Consider the following 20,550-nt stretch of genomic DNA (forward strand, 5'->3'; position numbering starts at 1 on the left):
CAAATGACTCCTTTAGTCTTCCATTAAATAAATTCCAATTTGGGGTTCAACATCCCTCATTGAATTTGGAATCGGTAATGCGCCTATTTGATTAGTGACACCACTTTCCAATGAAGTAAGTAAGTGTGGAGACTCACCCTTTGTTTTGGTATAGGTTAACCTGCCTTGATCGGCCTTTTCTTCCCATATCCTGATAATCTTACTAAGATCTTCTTCCACTTCAATCGCTCTCTCAGAACCATTGATATCCTTAACACGTTCGATAATGATATCTTTTAGTTCCGAAATTTGAGGGGCGAAGTTTTTTATATTCTGTGCACTATCATTCTCAACAAAGCCTTCGATATGCAACCGGCATAACGCAACAAACATGCCAGCCAAGGCTTTATCTCTGGCTCTCGATGCAAATGGTGTAACACTTATCGCTTCCACATACCGATATAAAGAAGAGTGATATCCGATAAAGTTTTCGTAATGGGATACATCTCTTGGTCTTACCCAGTTATAGAGAGTGAGCACCAATCCAGGATGTTCCCGGCCGACACGGCTTGTTGCTTGGATATATTCTGCCGTTGTTTTGGGCTGCGCATTGACCACCATCAATCCTAGACGTGGGACGTCCATCCCTACAGAAATCATATTACTCGCTAGAACGGTGTGAATTCCTTCACCTGTTTCCTCATTTACTTGTTTCTCAAGGTTTTCTAATATCTCTGGTATTTTATTCGAGGATATCCGGCTTGTAAGTTCAGGGACATCATAACTGTATTTACGTGATTGATAGGGATAAATCTGACCCTTCGTTCTTTTTTCTAAAATATTCATTCTTGCTCTGACGTCATCCTCGACTAATCGAACGGCCCCGCCTAATTCCCGCAAGCTGTTAAAATAACCGACAATCGTTCGATAGGGGTCAATATTTTCATCATCGTGTTTCATTGGACCAGTTGAAGCAAGGAGTGCTGCATAAATCCGAAGTAAAGCTGTTTTCATACTTTTTCCAGGAGCATATACTCCTAAATAGATACGTCCTGGTTTTTCTTTAATTGGCTGTTCCACAGCGAAATAGGAATCCGATGCATTAAGACCAGGGCTTGGAAATATGGCGATATCACGATTAAATAATGCCAATACCTGCTCTTTCGCTCTTCGAATCGTGGCAGTAGAAGCGATTATTTTTGGCTTGACCTTCTTTCCATTAACGTGATAGGAACAAAGCTCGTCGATGGTGGACTCATACAAACCGACAATCGTCCCGAGCGGCCCAGAAATTAAATGGAGTTCATCTTGAATAATGAGCTCTGGAGGAAGAATTCCTTTATTTTTGCCAAATAGATTTCTGGTTTCTTCCACCCAAGGAATCCGTGCAAATTTATCAACCGTACCGATGACTAAGCTAGGATAATGATCGTAAAGAGTATCATCAACTACGTAAACAGGCAGCCCATTCGCATTATTTACCTTTGAGAACGTGCAGTGACTATTTGAACAACAAATCGTTAATTGGTTTGTCTTTGGATGGGTAACATAGGACAGTCTTAAATTCTTTTGAGAATCCAACATTGGTGACCCACACCATGGGCAAACAATCAGCTGGAAGGGAGACCCATTTGGGAAATAAACATTCTCGAGATTCTTGTTTCTCATCGCATCAAGCATAATCTGCATGGCTTGTTTGGTATCTTTACTTTTATTTGGTGTACTTCCTCCACCCACCCACAAACCAATGCTGAATGGTTCTTGACCGAATTCAGCAACATTCTCTTTTCGTAGCACCTCACAAGCACAAATTAATGAAGTAGCTCTCTGAAATTGCTGGACGGTTAACAGACGTAATGTATATCTCATAATGACCGTTACCCCTTTAGAACCATCCAATCCACCAGTCTCCCCGCGAAGACGGCGATATCCTAGTGTAAAGGCCGTTAATCCTAAGTAGGCTTCCGTCTTACCACCGCCCGTTGGAAACCAAAGAAGATCACAAATCTGTCTGTCACCATCTTCAGGATGAACAATTCCTGTTAAACTTTGAAGAATAAATGCAATTTGGAAGGGTCTCCAATATGCCTTATAATAATCCTTGTCCGAAGGCTGATAGTCCCAGTTCTGCTTTTTCTTATTTTCACGTGCAATAACTCCATGTGCTCGTTGCAAGGCCATCGCACGATTTGCGAATGAAAACGCTTTAAAAGCATTGGTGTTGGTTCGGATGGTCTCTAGCCCCTTCTCCATCCGTGTATAAGAGGTTTGACAATTGCTTATATGCTGCTCCGCAATTCCTTTTAAATCCTCATCCAGATCTTGCAATTTGGAAGTCAATTTATGTATCCACTCGTCATATTCTTTTAATAATGGAAATAATAATTGATATACTTCTTCCCCGTTTGCTGAATTGGCTAAATCCATCATGCGTAAAGAGCCTTCACCCTCCCATTCCTTGGGAATGACGCGGGGCACTTCATAGAACGGAAGTGTATTGGTTACTAATTTCCCTGCTTTTTTTGCTTGTTCATCAACACGCAGCCACTCAACAGAAGTTCCATGCCCCATGGCAAAGACATATTTATCATGATAAAGAAGCGCATCACTCAGTGTCTCCTCATGGGCATGATTATCTTGGTTCCCTTCTAACTGTCTGGTGATAAAAGGATGTGAATGATTCTTATCTCCTGATTCCACTTCAATTTGCGGTTGGAAAAGGATATCAATGTCTTGCTCTACCTTCATCGCTTTATCCCAAAATCTTTTGTTTACTAAAAATAGACTGATGGTAAATTTATTTTGAAACCTTCTTATGATCCATTCTAAATAGACATCTTTATCTACCTTGAGCATTTGGCTTTTTCGTGTTTCCGTTTCGGCAACGTCCAAATTTATTGTTTCCTTTTTAGGTACTCGCTTCCATTGATTATGACCTAGTTTTTCGTATCTTCCATAAGAAACGATAACGTTTAACATTTTGCAATGTAAATCAACTGTAAAGGATAATCCGATGGAAGATGGATTCAGCGATTTACTTAATGGGATATCTTGTTCCCCTGCATATTCTTCTTGTGATTCCTTTTTTTCATGTATCTCAACATTATCATCTTCTGAGACTGAAACCTTTGATTCTGGCGGCCAAAGAATGCCGTTCATATACCTTAATGAAGGCAATTCTTCCAGTTCTTCTTCTTCTTCATTCGGACCTGTAAATTCCAGCCTTAACCGCTCTAATAACTCATTTCTAACTAGTTCCATTTCCTTTTCCACAAAAACACTCCTCTATTTCCAGTTAAATGGGTATAGAAATACTTAGAAAATATATATACAATTATACTATAATATTTATACAGTTATTTACAAAACAAGTTCGGGGGTCATTAATTATTTATACCTTTACTGAAAAAATGAACACTGCCCAACTAACAGCGATTGAAGCACAACCCGGGAACTTTCTAATTCATGCCGGAGCGGGAACAGGTAAAACGACTACCATTTCTGCAAGAGTTCTTTATCTTCAGTTGGAAATGGGAATCAGCCCAAATAAAATCAAAGGAATTTCCTTTTCAAATACTGCAAAAAATTCATTAAATGAAAAAATTAAGGAAATGATAAAAAAAGAAGGCGAAGGCAGCGAGATTGAAATCAGTACCTTTCACAGTTTTGCCTTTAAGATTTTACTCTTAGCGATTAAAGAAGGCCAACATTGGCGTAAACATGTACCATCTATTGTATCTAATGCAATGGATATTTTTTATGAGGCGAATAAGAAACAGATAAATTACGAAGATTGTGCTAAATTCTACCAGGCGATTTCCTTTTTGAAACAAGGTAAAACACCTGACAATAAAATTTATTATTCTTCCAAAGAATGCCACAATAGCGGGCATTTTCTCATTAAGGGTATAACCGGAGAGGATGTTTATTTACCTGTTACCCTAATCAAAAAGTATTGGGCTAATTTCGAAAAACACATTAAAAGAGTAAATAAAATTGATTTTCCTAGTTTAATAACGGAAGCAATTGAGATACTTTCTAATACAAAATCACCAGTTTATCAATATTTGATAGACTCCATTGATTATTTAATCGTCGACGAGTATCAGGATAGTTCTGTAGCTCAAGAGGAATTAATATTATTATTAGCAAAATCAAAAAAGTTATTCTTAAATGTGGTTGGAGACAGCAGACAAACGATTTATAGTTTTAATGGATCTACAATTAATAATGTTCTATTATTTAAAGAAAAGATGGATAACATAGGTTTACCCGTTTTAGAGACCATTGATTTGGAAAATAACTATCGTTCAGAGCAGCCAATACTAGACCTAGCAAATCATATTGTCAATCAATCTAGATTATATCAATCTAATTTAATGGCAAATGGGAAGAATTTCGAAAATGATAATGTTGTTCTTGTTCATACGGCACGCTACGAATTAGCAGCGAATTATGTGTTGAATGAAATTAAACAGCTCATTGCTGATGGTATTCATCCAAAAGATATTGCGGTGCTAGTGAGGAAAAATAGTGAACATTCCCCTCATGGAACCTATATTGCTAGTTTATTAGAAAATGAAGGGATTCCATATCAACATACCATTAAAATCTCTGAATCTACGGTGGAATTATATGAAAAAGCGTTAGATATATGTTCTTATTATATGGACATGTCGATTGAAGAAATCATTACGCTCGTTAGTCAGGATGTTTCCTTAGTCGAGATAAAATCTCAGCGTACAAAAATCATTGATATCCTCATTGAACTTCGAAATGAACAATGTGAAAATGGATATAAAGCGACCATTCAACTAAGTGAGAAATTAGACTACCCAGAAACGGAAAATGATGATAGTAATCATGTTTTTATCAATACCGTTCATAGTGCGAAAGGCTTAGAATTCCCTTATGTATTTGTTTTATTCTTAGGTGATCGTTCTTTTCCGCATGGAAAGTATCCTGATCTTGAAGAAGAACGGAGACTGCTGCATGTAGCCATCACCAGGGCAATGAAACGTGTTTATGTACTTGGGCAGCCAGGAGTCCGCAATTATTCGTTTTGGAATGAATGTAAGCAGACAAAAGCGAAGCAAATAGAATATCTAACGGAAAAAAAAGAAGTCACTGTGACTGCCAACGCTCACCTCTCGGATGAATACAGAAGTATTCGAGAATCGATGGAAAAGGACGAACAGGAAGAAATAAATTTTGACGATATGTGGGATGATTAAGGGGGAGTGGAATTTTTGAAAACAAAAAATAATAAGATATCCATCACAGATATACAAAAAAAATGTATCGAATTTCAACCAAAAGGTTCCCTATTAGTAAATGGGATTCCCGGAAGCGGAAAAACAACGATACTGATTGAACGTGCTCGTTATTTACAGCAAAAGAAAATGGAAAAAAACATATTGTTACTCGCATACAATCGTTCCATGACTTCTTATCTACAACAGCTTGCCACTAAGTCTGGTATCAACGATTTAGAAGTGGATACCTTTCATTCCTGGGGGATGAATATCCTTCGTTCGATTAATTATCCACGAACGTATGTACTACCAACTGAAGATAAATTTGGGACAGTGAGATTTGCACGAAATATTGTCAGAAAGCAAAACAGTAAATCGTTCAGTCTTCCAAAATTTGAAACTGATAGAAATGAAATCTCTTTCTTATCTCAAGAAATTGACTGGATGAAAGGATTAAATATCAATACAGTAGAAAAATATTATGAAACTTCCCGCTCAGGTCGAGGTTCTGATATACGCGTGACAAAAAAGAATAAAAAGTGGATATTTGAAGTGTTTAGTAAATTCAATGCACTTTTATATTCCAACAGACAAATCGATTTTCCAGACGTAGCCATCATCTTATATGAAAAAGCAAAGGAAATCCCGAAAGAATTGTTACCAGATCATGTTTTAATTGATGAAGCGCAGGATTTATCGGCCATGCAACTAATCGTGTTAGCAGAATTTGCTCAAAAAAGCTTAACCATAGGAGCAGACAAAGCACAGCAAATTTATAAAAACCGCTTTTCGTGGAAGAATTTAGGAATCGATATTCGTGGTACACGGACAAAGGTATTAGGTCAAACCTTCCGTTCTACCAAAGAAATCGTTCAACTTGCGAACAGATTCCAACAGCAGGACGAAATCCTGGTAAAAGATGATGAATATATCGAACCAACTTTACCAAATAGATCTGGTCCAAAACCAACGGTCATCCTTTCTAAGACCTATGGGGAAGAAATTGAGAAGGTTATTAAAAAAGTCAAAAGTATTCGAGCAAATGATAAAAATGCTACTATAGGAATCATTTGTGTGAAAAATGATAAAATCGATGCTTTTGTGGAAGCGCTGAATGAACAAGGTATCCCGAATGTGATTGTCAATGAATTGGGTGCTGACTTAATGTCACCTGGTGTGAAATTAACCACCTACTTCTCTGCTAAAGGTCTTGAATTCGACCATGTCTTTGTAACGAACCTTCGAAAAAACGCAATGCCAAAATTGAAGGTATTCCCTGGCGAAGAAGAAAAAGAAGTCTTATCAACCGAGCGAAAAAAATTCTATGTGGCCATGACACGCGCAAAATTATCACTAACCATCACAGGTGTCAATCCACTCTCAGAATTTATTGATTCACTGGATAAACGTCTGTATAAACTCGAATAATTATCGAAAAAAAAAAATAGATCTTAACCGATGTCCCAAGCATTGGCTAGGATCTATTTTATTCTTATTTGATAAAAATTAAACTAATATAGGAGTTAATGTCAGATGCTTCAATAATATTTAAGCATATTTTTAATATAGGCGTTAAACTTTTCTACTGTCATTTTTCCCTTTTCGACACGTTGCTTCCAGTTTTCAATATCCATACAATCATCATCATCAGTAATTAATTGCAACCAATCTCCAATGTTATGGTAGCCATATTCTACTTTTGCTATTTGCATCTTTTCCAAATTTAAGACATCGCTAATTTTATTTATGATATAACTCTTCTTCTCCTCATCCTTCGTCGAAAAATAATATATATAAATGGAATAGGCATATAATATTTTTGCTAACTGCTTCTTATCATGTATATTCTCTGGAATCATTCGTAATGAATTCTCGGAAATAAAAGAAATTGATTCTGATGTAACTATTTCATTAGAATTGCCCTGTTTATTTTTAGAAACTTGTGTTTGATTTTTTATTTTTAAGTTGTTGTATTCCTCAATCATGGTTTTCATAATCGTCTCTTCTGCAATAGGAACAAGGGAATATAATATTTCTAATCCTTTTTCATGGTTACCTTGTGCCTTTAGGGCAAAAGCAACTTTTTTATAACCTTCCAATTGATCCTCTGACAATTCTAGTTGTTGACACAAATTAAGAGCTTCCTCAATTTCCCCATTTTTCGTTAACTCCTCAGCCATTCCATGATAAGCGATGGTGCGATAAATATTATCATTGATTTTCTCACATAGGATCATCGAATCTGATAATTTACCTTGCTTTACCATTTCAATCGCCACGTAACCATAAGCTCTATTTTTAAATCTGCTTCCATTGACAAATGAATGTCTTAATGAAACCAACTTAGTTTCAATCCAATCAATGGCCTGATCAAAATTACCTTGATGTGCCATCACAGTTGATACATTAACTGCTTCTCCCATTAATATCCCATCCGATTGTTCTTCTGCTTGCATCATGGTCATTTCAACGTTAGAGTGTTTCAATCCTAATTCAATTAATTTATAAACTGCATCGAAGAATCCATATTTATTAAGCTCTTCAATATATTTTGTTATAAAAAATGCTTTCAAGAATTGGCTTTCAAAACTACCGAAATCTTCTTGTATGACTGAAGCAATCACTCTATTAATTAATTTACCAGACATCTCAATTTGATTTGTGTCTCTTAGCGCGGCTGCGACCTGGCAAAAAAGAGGAAGAGTAACTTCATCATTTTCAATTAGATAATTAAATGCCTCTTCATATTTTCCCGAGTTATATAGTTGCAATGCAATCGTTGCATTGGGAATCAAATCATGCATTTCATCTTCAAAAATAGATTTATTAGTTATGTTCTTTTCATAGATTTTAAGGATTAAGGGATAATTTTCTTGTATGGACAATAAATTAATAATTTCCTCCGTTCTATCTTCAAACAATTTATTATTTATGATAAGATTGGCAGCTAATTCAACATAATAATGGTCTTCCTTATCATTTGTAAAATCAACCCGACTTTTACGAATAATGGAAAGAAGGATATCCTCATAGAAATTGGTTTTATATTCCTCTAAAATACGGTTTTGACTCCACTCTGTAAAATCATTATCCCTTGTTTCATGCGCTAATTTAAGAAGTCTAATGGCTTCGGTATGTTGATGATGGTTCCATAATTTCAAACTAAGCTCTAGATATGTAACAAAACGGTCCATTGTTGAACTGACTTTTTCAGCGAGAGCAAAATCTTTCGTATATATATTAAAATCAAAATTGCTATCATAATGCACATCTGATTGATTATTATTTCTTTCTTCTATTAAATCCTGCACAGAATTGAAATCAATTTCTTGAAGTAATGTCTTAATATCATGATTTAATTTTTTATTAGTAATTTCAGCAATAAATTGTTCTACTTGCGATCGATTTTTACTTACCAAGTGTTTCATACTTAGTAAATGATAGATGGTATTATGTGTACAAGAATCAAAGTAACCAAGAAAAGACTTGACCTCCTCTAATTCCATAAGTAAAGTGATACCTTTTGATTGCTTAAAGAGACCAAATGGTAAGTTTTGTTTTCCATTGAATCCATTTTCAAAATTTGCTCTCTTCACAATTGGTGAAATATCGACCCCAAGATTATGTAGACGCAAGAGAATGTCAACCATAAAATAAAACGGAGAAGTTTCAGCCCAATTCAATATTTTACTATTATTCACCATATGGTTATCAAAATGGCGGACGATCAAATCTATATGATTTTTTTTGAGTGTACCATCCAGGTCTGTATATACCATATAAGAAAGAAGTGCAATGTATAAATTAAACTGTTCATTGTCATTTAATGCTGTTCCATGTTCTAACAACATTTGAAGAATTTCAATATTATGATTCATTTTAAATAAATGCAAATTCTCTTCGGTACTATATGTTACTTGAAAATGGAGCTTAGCTACATCCACTCCATACTCCAATAAGCGTTTGTTATCATTTTCAACAAGTGCTTGATTTAATGCAAATTGGTAAAGGTTAAATGTATGTTCATATTGTCGTGTTCTTCTGACTTGCATACTAATAAAATCCTGATTTTCAGCAAGTTCAAATAATTGTTCATACTCATTTAAATGAACTAAATGCTTTGCATAATGTTTTAAGGGATAACTGCTTATTTGTGAGTCATACTGAAGATATAAGTGCCAATCCTTACAAAAAGAAACAAGGATTCTTTCACTTTTCACCACCATGGGATTACTTTTTTGATACAAGTACTCTCTAAAACTTTCATGAAAAAGTTGATAATGATTGGGTAACACATCATTTTCTGTTAGAACTTCCTGTAAAGACGAAAGAACCTGATCTGCAGTAAAACTATCTATTTTCAATATTAATTCTAAATGTGAAGATGATAAACTCTCCTCTGCTACTGCAAATAAATATAAAGCAGCGAATAATTCGTTTACATTCTTCATTTCTCCAAAACGCTTTAAAATAAGATGATAGAAATCCTCTATACTTTCCGGTAAAAAGGAGAAGTCATCAGTGTAGTAATCCTTCTTCATTAACGAATCACAGAAAAGCTTTAAATACAAAGGGTTCCCCTTAGATCGCTGATAGATTTTATTGACAAAATCATCTTGGATTTCATATTTATTCATGATTTCATAAAGCATAGAGCGAATATCTTCCAAAGTAAGTCCTTTAATTTCTAATTTTGTTTTGTGTTCAATAGGTAAACTAAGATAGAATTGTTCACTAGTCTTTGTTAAACGTGAGGCGTAAATTATAATGATATTTTTATAAACTTCTGCAGGAAGATAGGAAAATAGACCATTCTCAGTCCCTTCATCTAATCCATCAATAAAGATAATTAACCTTTTAGGTAATTCTTCTTGAGAAAATAACAACAATCGTTGATGTAACAAGTTTCTTTTCTCATCAAGAGTTACTCCCATAGGAATAGGGGTAGGCGATATTTTTTCTAATGTTTGATTCAAAAAATCTAATAAATATGTAGCTTGGGAACTTATTGTTTGTCTTTCAATAAAGTATTTAATGATATAAATGTCTTTACGATAATTCTTTAATGCATTTGCAATAATAGAGGATTTACCAATTCCCGGTGATCCGTGTAAGAAGTAAAAACCATTTTGATTATTTTCGATATAGGATTGAATCTGTTGTAATTCATTTTTCCTTCCTTTAAAATTGTCGGTTAATTCTAGGATTTTCTCCTTGAACTCATTGGTAGACTTATGCCTCCAATCCTCAATATTTATGATAGATAAAAAATCTGGATAGATGTCTTTATCTCTGATATGAATGGCATGAGGATAATTTAAATAAGAAACTGTGTTCTTGATTTTTAAATCATTAAAAAACATTAACGAAGATACATTAGTTTCTTGAAGGTCCTTGTATATCATTATTGGAAAAAGGTTTAACAAATCTCCTTCTTGATTAATAAGATAAGGTGTATATTCTTCTATTTTCCGATAGTCAATCTGATTTCTAATGTATTCAGTTAAAAAAGAATTTTCATTATTATCTAATGTTACTTCAACGTATTGATCATTTTCTCTTCTAAATACACAAATTGTGGTACGTTGCAGCCACTCAGCCTCAAGCCAATTATTTAATATAGGCAGCAGCTCTTCTATATCCTTCCTACAGATATTGTCATGAGGAGTTGCCCCATGTGCATATTTATTTCTTGTATTGATAACTTTACTGATATCATCATTATCCCACTGATAAAAGTAAGCATTAAATCCTTTAAAGAAGTACTTATTGAATACATCGAGAGATGAATTTATTATTAATGGAGTGATTTTTTTTGACAGCCATTTAAGTGAAGAACGATTATATGTATAAAAATCCCCATCTTTTGTATAGGCACAAGTAAACATTTCTTTTTGTTCTTTTCGATTTATTAAATGAAGTATTTGTCTAAACTCATGTTCAGATAGATAGTTAAACATAATATCGTTATGAATCTTTCGACTAAATTCATGCCAAATCCCTAAAGAAGGTATCTTTAAACCTAAGGATAAAGATCCTTTTATATCATCTGAAATATGATTAATATGGAAATAATTCGCTATTAATTTTGCTGTATGAGTTTTTATGATTGTTTCAAAAGCATCTATGAGTCTATGGATTCTCCTAAACGGCTGGTCTTCCTCTTCAAAAAGGTCTAATACTTTATTAATTTGAGGGTGCTGTGTTCTCAGTAATTCCATACAATTTCTCCTTTACTAAAAATTACATTCTTCCATCTATTTACATTATATATGTAAATTATACCATGTTCATAGTGGATTTCCGACCTAGTAAAGTAATGAAAATAACCTGTATTTTTATCATAAGAGCCCATAAATATGCTAATGCCCTCAATATAACGATTGAGGGCATTTAAATATCATATAATTTTAACTATATACTTTTATAGAAGGTAACGATTCTCTCTAACAATAAATTGCATCACTTCCAATTAATTTTTCATCCTTGTATTCGTTTAATTTTTAGTAATTCATACCATTTTTTTCTGATGATATCGATGTGTACTTTTAATCGTTCGCTAGCAATAGGAAATACTTCGTAAGGTTCTAAATCTGGGTATTCTACTTTGATCATATGGTTTAGCAGGCGCATATCTTCATTGGACCAATTTTTTTCCTGATCCAATTTTATTTGGTTAAACTCCTCTTTGTATTGTTTGGGTGCATGGTTATTCCAGTATGATTGACATGCAGAGGGTGTAACTCCAATTTTTTTACTAATCTGTGCTGTGATTGCTTTCAATGTTCGACCTTCTTTAGTACCTGCTAATATGGCTGTATAAAGAAGACTTTCTTTTTCAGGATTCCATTTATTTGGATTTTGCTTAACCTGAGTAGCAGTATTTTCATTTACAGTCTCATGTTTGTATTTTTGGGACCATTTGCTATACCATCTGTGTTTACATTGGTCTTTGTTCATTCCGATTTCCTTGATTCCTGAAGAAAAAATGTCAGAATATGTTTTACCATTTTTAAGGCCGTCCAAAACATGAGTAATCAACACAGAGTCCTTTTCGAAGGTCCAGTCATCTTTAATTTCAGTGTGCATATTTTCCTGACTCGTTGGTTGATTCGTTGATACATTAGCTACAGATTTTTCATCATTCGTGATAGTAGAATTATCAAGGATTTCATTATGCTTATGCTCCGCCAACCATAGATGAAAATTTACTGTGGCTTCGAATATATATAATGTGTGTATTGGCCGATAAGGAATATGAATGTAAGTTTTCGCACGTTTCGCTAAGATATCAAAGATGATTTTATAGGGATTACCATCCCCGACCTTTACATAAATTTTCAATGACGGAGAAGAAATCGTTTCATTTAACTTCTTAAACGAAGGATTTTTTTCACCCTTATTTCTAAGCCAATTCCATGCACACCAGCTTAAATAATTCTTGACAGTTTCCCCGCGCTCATTGTAGCAATAATCGTATGCTATTCGTTCTTCACCAAATTCCTCTGGTTTAGAAAAATGCGGATACTCCTCTGCTCTAATTCTAATAAAATCCTTATTTAATAGGTCGATAAGAAGGAACCAATATTCATCTGCCTTTTGTTGTACCAATGATTCAGGGTTAGTGAATAGTGCCTTTAAGTGATCTTCTGTCCATTGGATATTGCCATTATTAATAGCAGAAAAGAACTCATTATCACTTTGTTCTTCTTTATATTCTTTCGTAAGCTCATAATACTCTGTCTGTTTAAAATTTCTTACAAAATCAAAATAGGCATCGGTATCATCGGTTTTTATAACACAATAGGTATTGTTTTCTTTAATTGTCTTGTAAATAACCATCCCGCCGCACAAATTGATTTCTTCTTTTATCTTCTCAAATTCATGGTAGGACAATATTCCATGAAAGTGGTATGATACTTTATTAAGATGTCTCATTACAGCCTCCATTAAAAATCACATAAGTGAATGCTAAAGTATTAAATGATTATTTATCTGTTTTTATTATATCACTATATGAAAATTTTCAAGTATTAGGGTAAATCAGTGGCTACTTATCTAAAATTTGGATGCTAAAAAATTTGAAAAACCACCCAAAAGGATGGTTTAACTATATACTACAATACTCAAATCCTGAGTTTTTCTTTAGCCTTCTCAAACCCATGCTCTAATGCCTTTCTATACCAATTTTCAGCTTCAGCGACATCCTGCTCGACTGCTCTTCCAAATTCATACATCTCACCAATACTGAATTGAGCGCCAGCGTGCCCCTTTTCAGCAGCCTTTCTATACCACGTCTCTGCCTCCGAATAATCTTGTTCTAATCCTAATCCACTGGCATACATTTCGGCTAAACAGTACTGACCTACTGCGTTCCCTTGCTCCGCTGCCTTCCTATACCATCTTACCGCTTCTATATCATCTCGTTCGATTCCACCACCACCACTTGCATAAACAAGTCCTAAAAAAACCTGCCCCTTTGCGTATCCCTGCTTAGCAGACTTTATGCACCATTTCACCGCTTTGGTATCATCTTGTTCTATTCCTTTTCCAAAAGCATACATTTGGGCTAAACAGTACTGTGCTACAGCATTCCCCTGTTCTGCAGCTTTCCTATACCACTTGAATGCTTCAATATCACTCTGTTCTATTCCCTGCCCATATTCATAACTTGCTCCTAAATTAACCTGAGCCAATTCATAACCCTGCTCTGCAGCCTTTCTGTACCACTTTACTGCTTCTGCATCATCTTTTTCTACTATGCTACTTCCACTTGCATAAATTAATGCCAAATTAAACTGTGAAATATCATACCCCTTCTCTGCTCCATCCATATATGCCTTAAATTCATCTTGGTCCCATGTAAAAGATTCTTGTCGTTTAGCCTTCTTAAGCCATTCCTGCGCTTTTTCATCGTCTTTTGGCGTTCCTTTTCCATTCTTATACATATCAGCGAGAAAGTATTGTGCTTGAATCTCCCCTTTAGAGGCAGCAGTGAAGTACAGTTTAATAGCCTTTGAATAATCTCTTTGGATGTCTATCCCTTCTTCATACATTCTGCCTAAGAACACCTGTGCATTTGGTTCGTTCTGTTCAGTAGCTTTCCGAAGCCACCGAATGGATTTTAATATATCTGGCTTCGTTCCTTCTCCTTGCTTATACATGATACCTAGGCGTGTCTGTGCCAATGCATGACCTTGTTGTGCGGCCTTTGTAAACCAGTCCAATGCCTTTAGTAAGTCCCTTTTTTCATTCCTTCTATAACAATAACATAGTCCCAATTCATACTGTGCTTCCTTATGTCCGCGTTCAGCTGCACACTCAAACCAGTATTCCGCATCCGGAAGACTTTCTTTGACTCCATTCCCAACTATAAAGAACATACCTAACTGAAATTGGGCAGCTGTACTACCTAATTCTGCGGCATTTTGATAATGATAAATGGCTTCTAAGTAATCATGCTCGCTACAGTACTTTTCTCCTAATTGAAATTCCTGTTCCGCTGTATACTTATCATCACTGGCTGCAATCCTACAAGCATCCTGGTCATCATTCTCTTCTTTCGGTTCTAATATGTATTTCTCAATATACCAAGTTATAATGTCAGAGAGAGTATCCAATACTCTGGAGGCATCCTTTTCCTCAACTCTCCCCACATTGCTATGTGGCCCCATATTCCCCATGTCCCTCACGTGGTTCATTAACTTTAGTATTCGCGTTTCTATTTTTCTCGTAAACTGATTTTGATTCAACATCATACCCAATTCTACTCTTTTAGGTTCTTCTCCAATCTCTCTTCTATAAATATCGTAAACAATTCTTTCTAATGCTTCCCTCGACTTCGTTAATGAACTTTTCGGATCGGTATTAATATACTGATTTGCAAGTTCTAACAGCTCTCGCAATTCTTCCTCCGATAATAAAGCAAGTTTCTCAATTAGCTCCTGTACCATTTTTAAGTTTTGTAACATCCTATTCACCCTGCCAAATTAATTATTAATTTAAAGTTATTAAAGGAAATTTTACCATATGAAATTTGGTAAATAAATGTGTACTCTCGTTATTTACAAATAAAAATAGTCTCAGGTACCTTCCAATAATTATATTGGCGGTCCCTGGCACTTTGTCCTCAACTTGTACAAGCAAAATAATATGATAAATTTTTTATATAAAAAAACCCTACCTTAATAAGTAGGGGTTGCTCGCCTTCCGCTCAAAGTGATAATGAAGGCGGTATTCACATATTTCTTTTGTCCAGTTATAAAGAATTTCTTCATCATCCAGAGCAACATCGAAGTTTAATTTAAATTCATCATTTTCATAAGAAATCAACCCTTTTGAGCTGCTACTCCAGTATTTCATGGGCATGTTAGCAATCAGTCTACTAACACCGTTTTCCTCATAGTCCCAAAGACTTTTAGCACCTTTATCCGAAAAATCAATCCTTTTTCTATACTCTTTTTCCATAAAGTAATGGTGAAAAAATTGGGATGTTTCTTTTGATAAAATGGGGTTATACCAATTTGCTTTCCCCCGCTCCAGCATAGCGAGCAGCACAACCATCTTATAGCTTTTGGTCATGCTTGTTTTTTCTGCTTCCACAAACCAGTTTTCATAGCAGCTATAAACTTCAGACTCATGAGGAGTTAATTCCTCCGCCCATTTCAAGAAACCAAAATAGGATTGAAATTCCTGTTTGTATTGAGGTGATTCTGATGCCCCCTTTAAGTGCAATTCAAGATATGTCGGTCTCCTGCCAAAATCACGCTTAAGATCCAGATAATCTTTAAATAGCTTTTCTTTCCTAGGCTGTCTCTTTCGCATCATTTCTTTAAAAAGGTTGATGACGTTGATATCCAAATCTATTTCACAAAATTGTGGCAAGGTCGGTTGGATATTTCGTGTCTTACCTTCACTAGGATTTGTATCAAATAAACTTAGTTTAATATCTGCATTCCGGTAGTTTCCAATTAAGTCTACAATGACACATGCTTCCTTACCAGGATGTAAACGAAGTCCCCTGCCAATTTGCTGGGTAAAGACGGTTAACGATTCCGTTGGCCGAACAAACAGTAAGGTATCAACAGCAGGGATATCAACACCCTCATTAAACAGATCAACCGTAAAAATAGCATCGATTTCACCATTATAGAGCTTGGAAATTGCCTTACTTCTGCTTATATCAACTTGTTGTGAATGCAGACTAACAGTTTGATAGCCGTGTTGATTAAAGTAGTTAGATAAGAAATTAGTTTGTCGGATGGAAGAGCAAAAGGCTAATGTTCGAGTTTGCTTTTTATCTTCCCAAGCACGCAGGATTTTAAGTGCCAAGTCCTCTCTTAATTGTGCTTGCAATAACTCCTCTTCATCATAGCGATTGCCTAACCAAGTGATTTGGCTAAAATCCGTATCATCGTAAACCCCAAAGTATTTAAAAGGGGCGAGCCACTTCCGTTCTATGGCATCCAAGAAATCAAGTCTAAACGCCACGTTCCCATCACAAATTGCATAAACATCTTTGTTGTCGTTCCGATCTGGTGTAGCCGTGATACCCAATAAAAACTTTGGGTTAAAGTAAACTAATGCCCTTTTATAGGAATCTGCAGCAGCATGATGAAACTCATCAATAATAATGAGGTCAAATTCATCACGCTGGAACTGCTCCAAATGAGTCTTCATACTTAACGTATAAATAGAAGCAAAGATGGCATCCACATTTCTATCTTTCGTTTTCCCGTTAAATATGCCATATTGTTTATCTGGCATAATTTTTTTAAATGAATCTCTTGCTTGATAGAGAATCTCTTCCCGATGGGCAATGAAAAGAATCTTTTTGAAGTTCTTTGAGAAAAACCCAGCCAAGTAGGTTTTTCCTAAACCTGTAGCCATTACAACCAGTGCCTTGTTATACTCTTCCTCTAAGGTTTTATTTAACTCCGCCAGCGCTTCAATCTGAGCAAATCTAGGTTGAATGTCACCGTAGTCAACAGAAGGTTCAAAAACAACTCCTGGCTGTTCAGGATTTTCTTTATTCGAAGGCAACATAAGCTCTAATTCTTCAAGCTCACTCCATTTTTTTGATAGCTTAGGATGTTTCCGTCCAAACTCTTCAAAACTGGCTTTGTAATCTTCTAATGTTAAATTATTTAATGGGACAGTCTGCTCAGCATAAAAAATCTTCAAAAATTCATTTTGTGCTTCTTCAAACACTTCAATCTCATCACTAACTAAAAGATTCCATTCCACCCCCTGATTCAGCGCTGACCTTGAAAGATTTGAAGAACCTACGTATAAATAGTCCATGCCATCGGCTTGAAAAATATATGCCTTGGGATGAAAGGATACTCCATTACTCTTCCATATTCGTACTTCAATCCGTTTATCAATGCCCAAAAGTATTTCAAGTGCCTCAGGCTGTGTTATATGTAAATAGTCCCCTGTACAAATTTTGATTTCTGCTCCATTTGCAGCTGCCTTCTTTATGGCATCTTGTAAATATTCAACTCCTGATTTCATGACAAAAGAGGTTAATATACAAATGGTTGAGGCTGTCTCAAGCTTTTCAATGATATGACTACCATATTCCCGAATAATCAGCTGTACATTACTCATCTTCAACCTCAATTAGGAAAATCTTTTCCTCGAATCCCCCGCGTTTCTCTGCCTTTTTTCGTCGAACCTCCTCGACCTCTTCGATTGAAGCTCCATGGCATGTGGCTAATGCATGAATAATTTCAAGCAGATCAGCTAACTCCTCAATTGCATTCACATCGTTATCGGCATTAACGTACTCCTGCAGCTCTTCAAAACTCTTATTTTTCAGCTCTTTTATGTATTCTTCATCGTTTAGGATTCTTGTAGAAAATTGCTTCCCAGTGCTTTCGATTACTTGTGGTACGTGGTCGCGGACCAATTTATTATAAATAGGCATATATAGTTCCTCCAAATGTATAAGGATATCTAGAATAGTTGGTTTTACTTATTTTCTAGTTGACTCTTCCAAATGGCATACTTTTCCGGCAAGCATGATGCACATGGTCTGAATCCTGCTGCAATTGCGGTTTGCTCATCAACAAAAAAGACTCGATTAGTAACATAACCACCTTTATTTATTGATCGAATAGCAGAAGGACAATCCATACTTCCATACACTTTGGTTTTGCGGTGTCCACCATATGTACCTGGAATATTACTAACATGGGGTCGTCAATCAGCGCCAATAAGTGTATATGTTTTTTGAGGTTCTACTGCTTCTGAGTTTTTATTTTGCCTATTCCCCATCCCTTTTGCTCCTACTCTTTTATTATAATATTCATTATACGATAACCCATATAATGGTTTATCGTAGTTCACGAAAAATTCTTTACAAATGAAAAAAGTCCGGCATCAACTAATTTGTTGTTAACGGACTCTTTACTCATTTATTTTACAAAATGCTCCAATATTCACTTTATTCTCAGTTGTTTCTTTACAGATTGCTTCCCTACTATTGTTCGGGAGTTCTCGTTAACATATCAAGTTCCCCCCGCAATAACCCTTTGCAATTTTTGAGAAGATTTCTACTTGGTGCAGATTTCGTGTTCGTTAACGGTGAGCTCCCAGCCAGTATCGTGCATCTGCGTTTTATTTCTAGAGATAGTTAACTTTGCCTCAAGTAATTCGTTCATAAAATCTCTCTTTCTAATAAAATTATATGAATTTATTTTGACCGAGCATTATGTTCATAATCATAAAAGGTGAACCAGAATATTTGTCGAAACATTACAGATAGGTAATTAATTTTTTATTACAGAAAGGACGGTGAATTATATGCAAAAAGGAAAAATAATAAAGGGGAATCTACTACTTGATTTCCTGCTTGAGGCTGAAAGTGGAACCACATTATGGAGTGGAAATAATGAAATAACCGATCTTGCTTTATTTGATCTTTTCAAGTGGTATTATGTAACACGTAAAGGGAAACAATTTCATATTGTCGAAGTTGATTTTGCAGCAACAAGTGAAGAATTAGAAGCCTTTTTTAAAGTAGATTCAAATAGTATTTAAAAAATCACCTACAATAATAATAATTATATTAAAAAAATTCCCGTCTAATCGGTTTGACCCAAACAGATTTTGTCTATAAAATATGAACTGAAAGACAGGGGGGATAATACATCATGCACAGCTTTCAATATGGAAATACAACAATTGATTACTCAGTGGACTACATAAAAGGGAAGAAAGATATTTCACTTTCCGTTTGCCTAACTGCGGGTGTTAAGCTCGTTGTACCTCATGGATTGGATTCTAGAAAGCTAGAGGATATTCTTTATAAAAAAGCTCCCTGGATATTGAAGAAGAAAAATGAACTTGATGAGGTAGCCGCAGCACCCACGCCAAAGGAGTATGTTAGTGGGGAAAAATTCTCCTATTTAGGACGACATTATCGGTTAAAGGTACATAAAAGTGAAACCTTGAATAATCCTACTCTGAACTTTAAACAAGGTCGTTTTATAGCAGAAATTCCAACTAATATGAACGCTGACGATAAAGTAATTAGGCTTAGCCGCCTTTTTAAAGAATGGTACATTACACAAGGCAGTAGAAAGATAGAGGAAAGACTAAAGGTTTATTGCCCTAAAATGGAACTAGAACCGACCAAAATTGCCTTTAAAGTGCAGCAAAAACGTTGGGGAACTTGTACCAAAGAAGGAGCAATTTATTTAAATTGGCGAATAATGAAGGCTCCTATGTCAGTGGTTGATTATGTTCTTGTTCATGAATTAGCCCATATCAAGTACCAGGATCATTCGAACGACTATTGGAGATTTGTAAGGTCAATACTTCCGGATTATGAGCAAAGGAAAGAATGGTTAAGAATTAATGGTCCATTGCTTTCATTATGATTAACTAATCCTAAATAGACATTAAAGACGCTCGGAGCGAATTGTCCAAGCGTCTCTCCGTTAATAAACTCTATAATCTGGTAATTCTTCCACTTCAAAAGTCACTTCAATATAAAACCGATTTTTATCTAAGCCTATTTCGGTTATTTCCTTTTTGAGATTTCTCTTTAGCTCGAGCAAATATTTTCTAAATTCTTGGCCTTCAATTTGCCCTTCAATTCCATATTTTTCAAATTGAAAAAGTCTGTATTCTTCTTCTGGTGTGGTAAATCTATATGAACCTATTGGTGCTGGATCGTAGGAAATAGGCTCAGTATAAAAATTTGATTCTGGTATAAGCATTTTAAATTTCACTTCGTAAGCTGGGTATTCCTTTTTCGTAAAGGGTCTTGATAACCAATCGAGTTGACCAATTGTCATTTCCATTT

12 protein-coding genes are annotated in these 20,550 nt (G+C 35.3%); 4 read left to right on the plus strand and 8 right to left on the minus strand.

The window, feature by feature from the left end; translation table 11 throughout:
* Positions 1 to 12: 12 nt before the first annotated feature.
* Positions 13 to 3,252 (minus strand): helicase-related protein, encoded by a 3,240-nt coding sequence (locus M3189_RS09180; RefSeq protein WP_251633551.1) that lies wholly within the window; start codon positions 3,250 to 3,252, stop codon positions 13 to 15.
* Positions 3,253 to 3,389: 137 nt separating this feature from the next.
* On the opposite strand from M3189_RS09180, the gene M3189_RS09185 reads away from it, so the two are divergent.
* Both M3189_RS09185 and M3189_RS09190 read left to right on the plus strand, forming a co-directional pair.
* Entirely contained in the window at positions 3,390 to 5,213 is a 1,824-nt protein-coding gene (locus tag M3189_RS09185) for an ATP-dependent helicase (RefSeq protein ID WP_251633552.1), read from the plus strand.
* Between the two features lie 15 nt (positions 5,214 to 5,228).
* Positions 5,229 to 6,662: a 3'-5' exonuclease gene (locus tag M3189_RS09190; protein WP_251633553.1), complete on the plus strand. Its 1,434-nt coding sequence runs from the start codon at positions 5,229 to 5,231 to the stop codon at positions 6,660 to 6,662.
* Positions 6,663 to 6,772: 110 nt separating this feature from the next.
* Here M3189_RS09190 and M3189_RS09195 read toward each other — a convergent pair whose 3' ends face one another.
* The 6 genes from M3189_RS09195 to M3189_RS09220 all read right to left on the minus strand — a co-directional run bounded on the left by M3189_RS09195 (position 6,773) and on the right by M3189_RS09220 (position 18,422).
* Positions 6,773 to 11,455, minus strand: a complete 4,683-nt coding sequence (locus M3189_RS09195) for an ATP-binding protein (protein WP_251633554.1) — start codon at positions 11,453 to 11,455, stop codon at positions 6,773 to 6,775.
* Between the two features lie 259 nt (positions 11,456 to 11,714).
* Positions 11,715 to 13,172: a hypothetical protein gene (locus M3189_RS09200; protein ID WP_251633555.1), complete on the minus strand. Its 1,458-nt coding sequence runs from the start codon at positions 13,170 to 13,172 to the stop codon at positions 11,715 to 11,717.
* 188 nt (positions 13,173 to 13,360) lie between these two features.
* Positions 13,361 to 15,205 carry a tetratricopeptide repeat protein gene (locus M3189_RS09205; protein ID WP_251633556.1) on the minus strand — a complete coding sequence of 615 codons (1,845 nt, stop codon included), beginning with the start codon at positions 15,203 to 15,205 and terminating at the stop codon, positions 13,361 to 13,363.
* A gap of 208 nt (positions 15,206 to 15,413) precedes the next feature.
* Entirely contained in the window at positions 15,414 to 17,846 is a 2,433-nt protein-coding gene (locus M3189_RS09210; protein ID WP_251633557.1) for a DEAD/DEAH box helicase family protein, read from the minus strand.
* A complete protein-coding gene (locus M3189_RS09215) occupies positions 17,839 to 18,165 on the minus strand; it encodes a nucleoside triphosphate pyrophosphohydrolase (protein ID WP_251633558.1) in 327 nt (108 codons plus the stop codon). Before M3189_RS09215 ends, M3189_RS09210 begins: the two co-directional genes overlap by 8 nt.
* A gap of 44 nt (positions 18,166 to 18,209) precedes the next feature.
* Positions 18,210 to 18,422 carry an Ada metal-binding domain-containing protein gene (locus tag M3189_RS09220; RefSeq protein ID WP_353057411.1) on the minus strand — a complete coding sequence of 71 codons (213 nt, stop codon included), beginning with the start codon at positions 18,420 to 18,422 and terminating at the stop codon, positions 18,210 to 18,212.
* A 621-nt stretch (positions 18,423 to 19,043) separates the two neighbouring features.
* Here M3189_RS09220 and M3189_RS09225 point away from each other — a divergent pair.
* The gene (locus M3189_RS09225) at positions 19,044 to 19,280 is read left to right on the plus strand and encodes a hypothetical protein (protein WP_251633560.1); all 237 of its coding nucleotides are present in this window, start codon (positions 19,044 to 19,046) and stop codon (positions 19,278 to 19,280) included.
* 113 nt (positions 19,281 to 19,393) lie between these two features.
* Positions 19,394 to 20,122: a M48 family metallopeptidase gene (locus M3189_RS09230; RefSeq protein WP_251633561.1), complete on the plus strand. Its 729-nt coding sequence runs from the start codon at positions 19,394 to 19,396 to the stop codon at positions 20,120 to 20,122.
* A 60-nt stretch (positions 20,123 to 20,182) separates the two neighbouring features.
* Here the strand turns inward: M3189_RS09230 and M3189_RS09235 are convergent, their stop codons facing one another.
* Positions 20,183 to 20,548: a hypothetical protein gene (locus tag M3189_RS09235; RefSeq protein ID WP_251633562.1), complete on the minus strand. Its 366-nt coding sequence runs from the start codon at positions 20,546 to 20,548 to the stop codon at positions 20,183 to 20,185.
* Positions 20,549 to 20,550 lie beyond the last annotated feature (2 nt).

Origin of the sequence: Neobacillus niacini, assembly GCF_023715415.1 — a bacterium.
GTDB classification, from domain to species: Bacteria; Bacillota; Bacilli; order Bacillales; family Cytobacillaceae; genus Neobacillus; species Neobacillus niacini_C.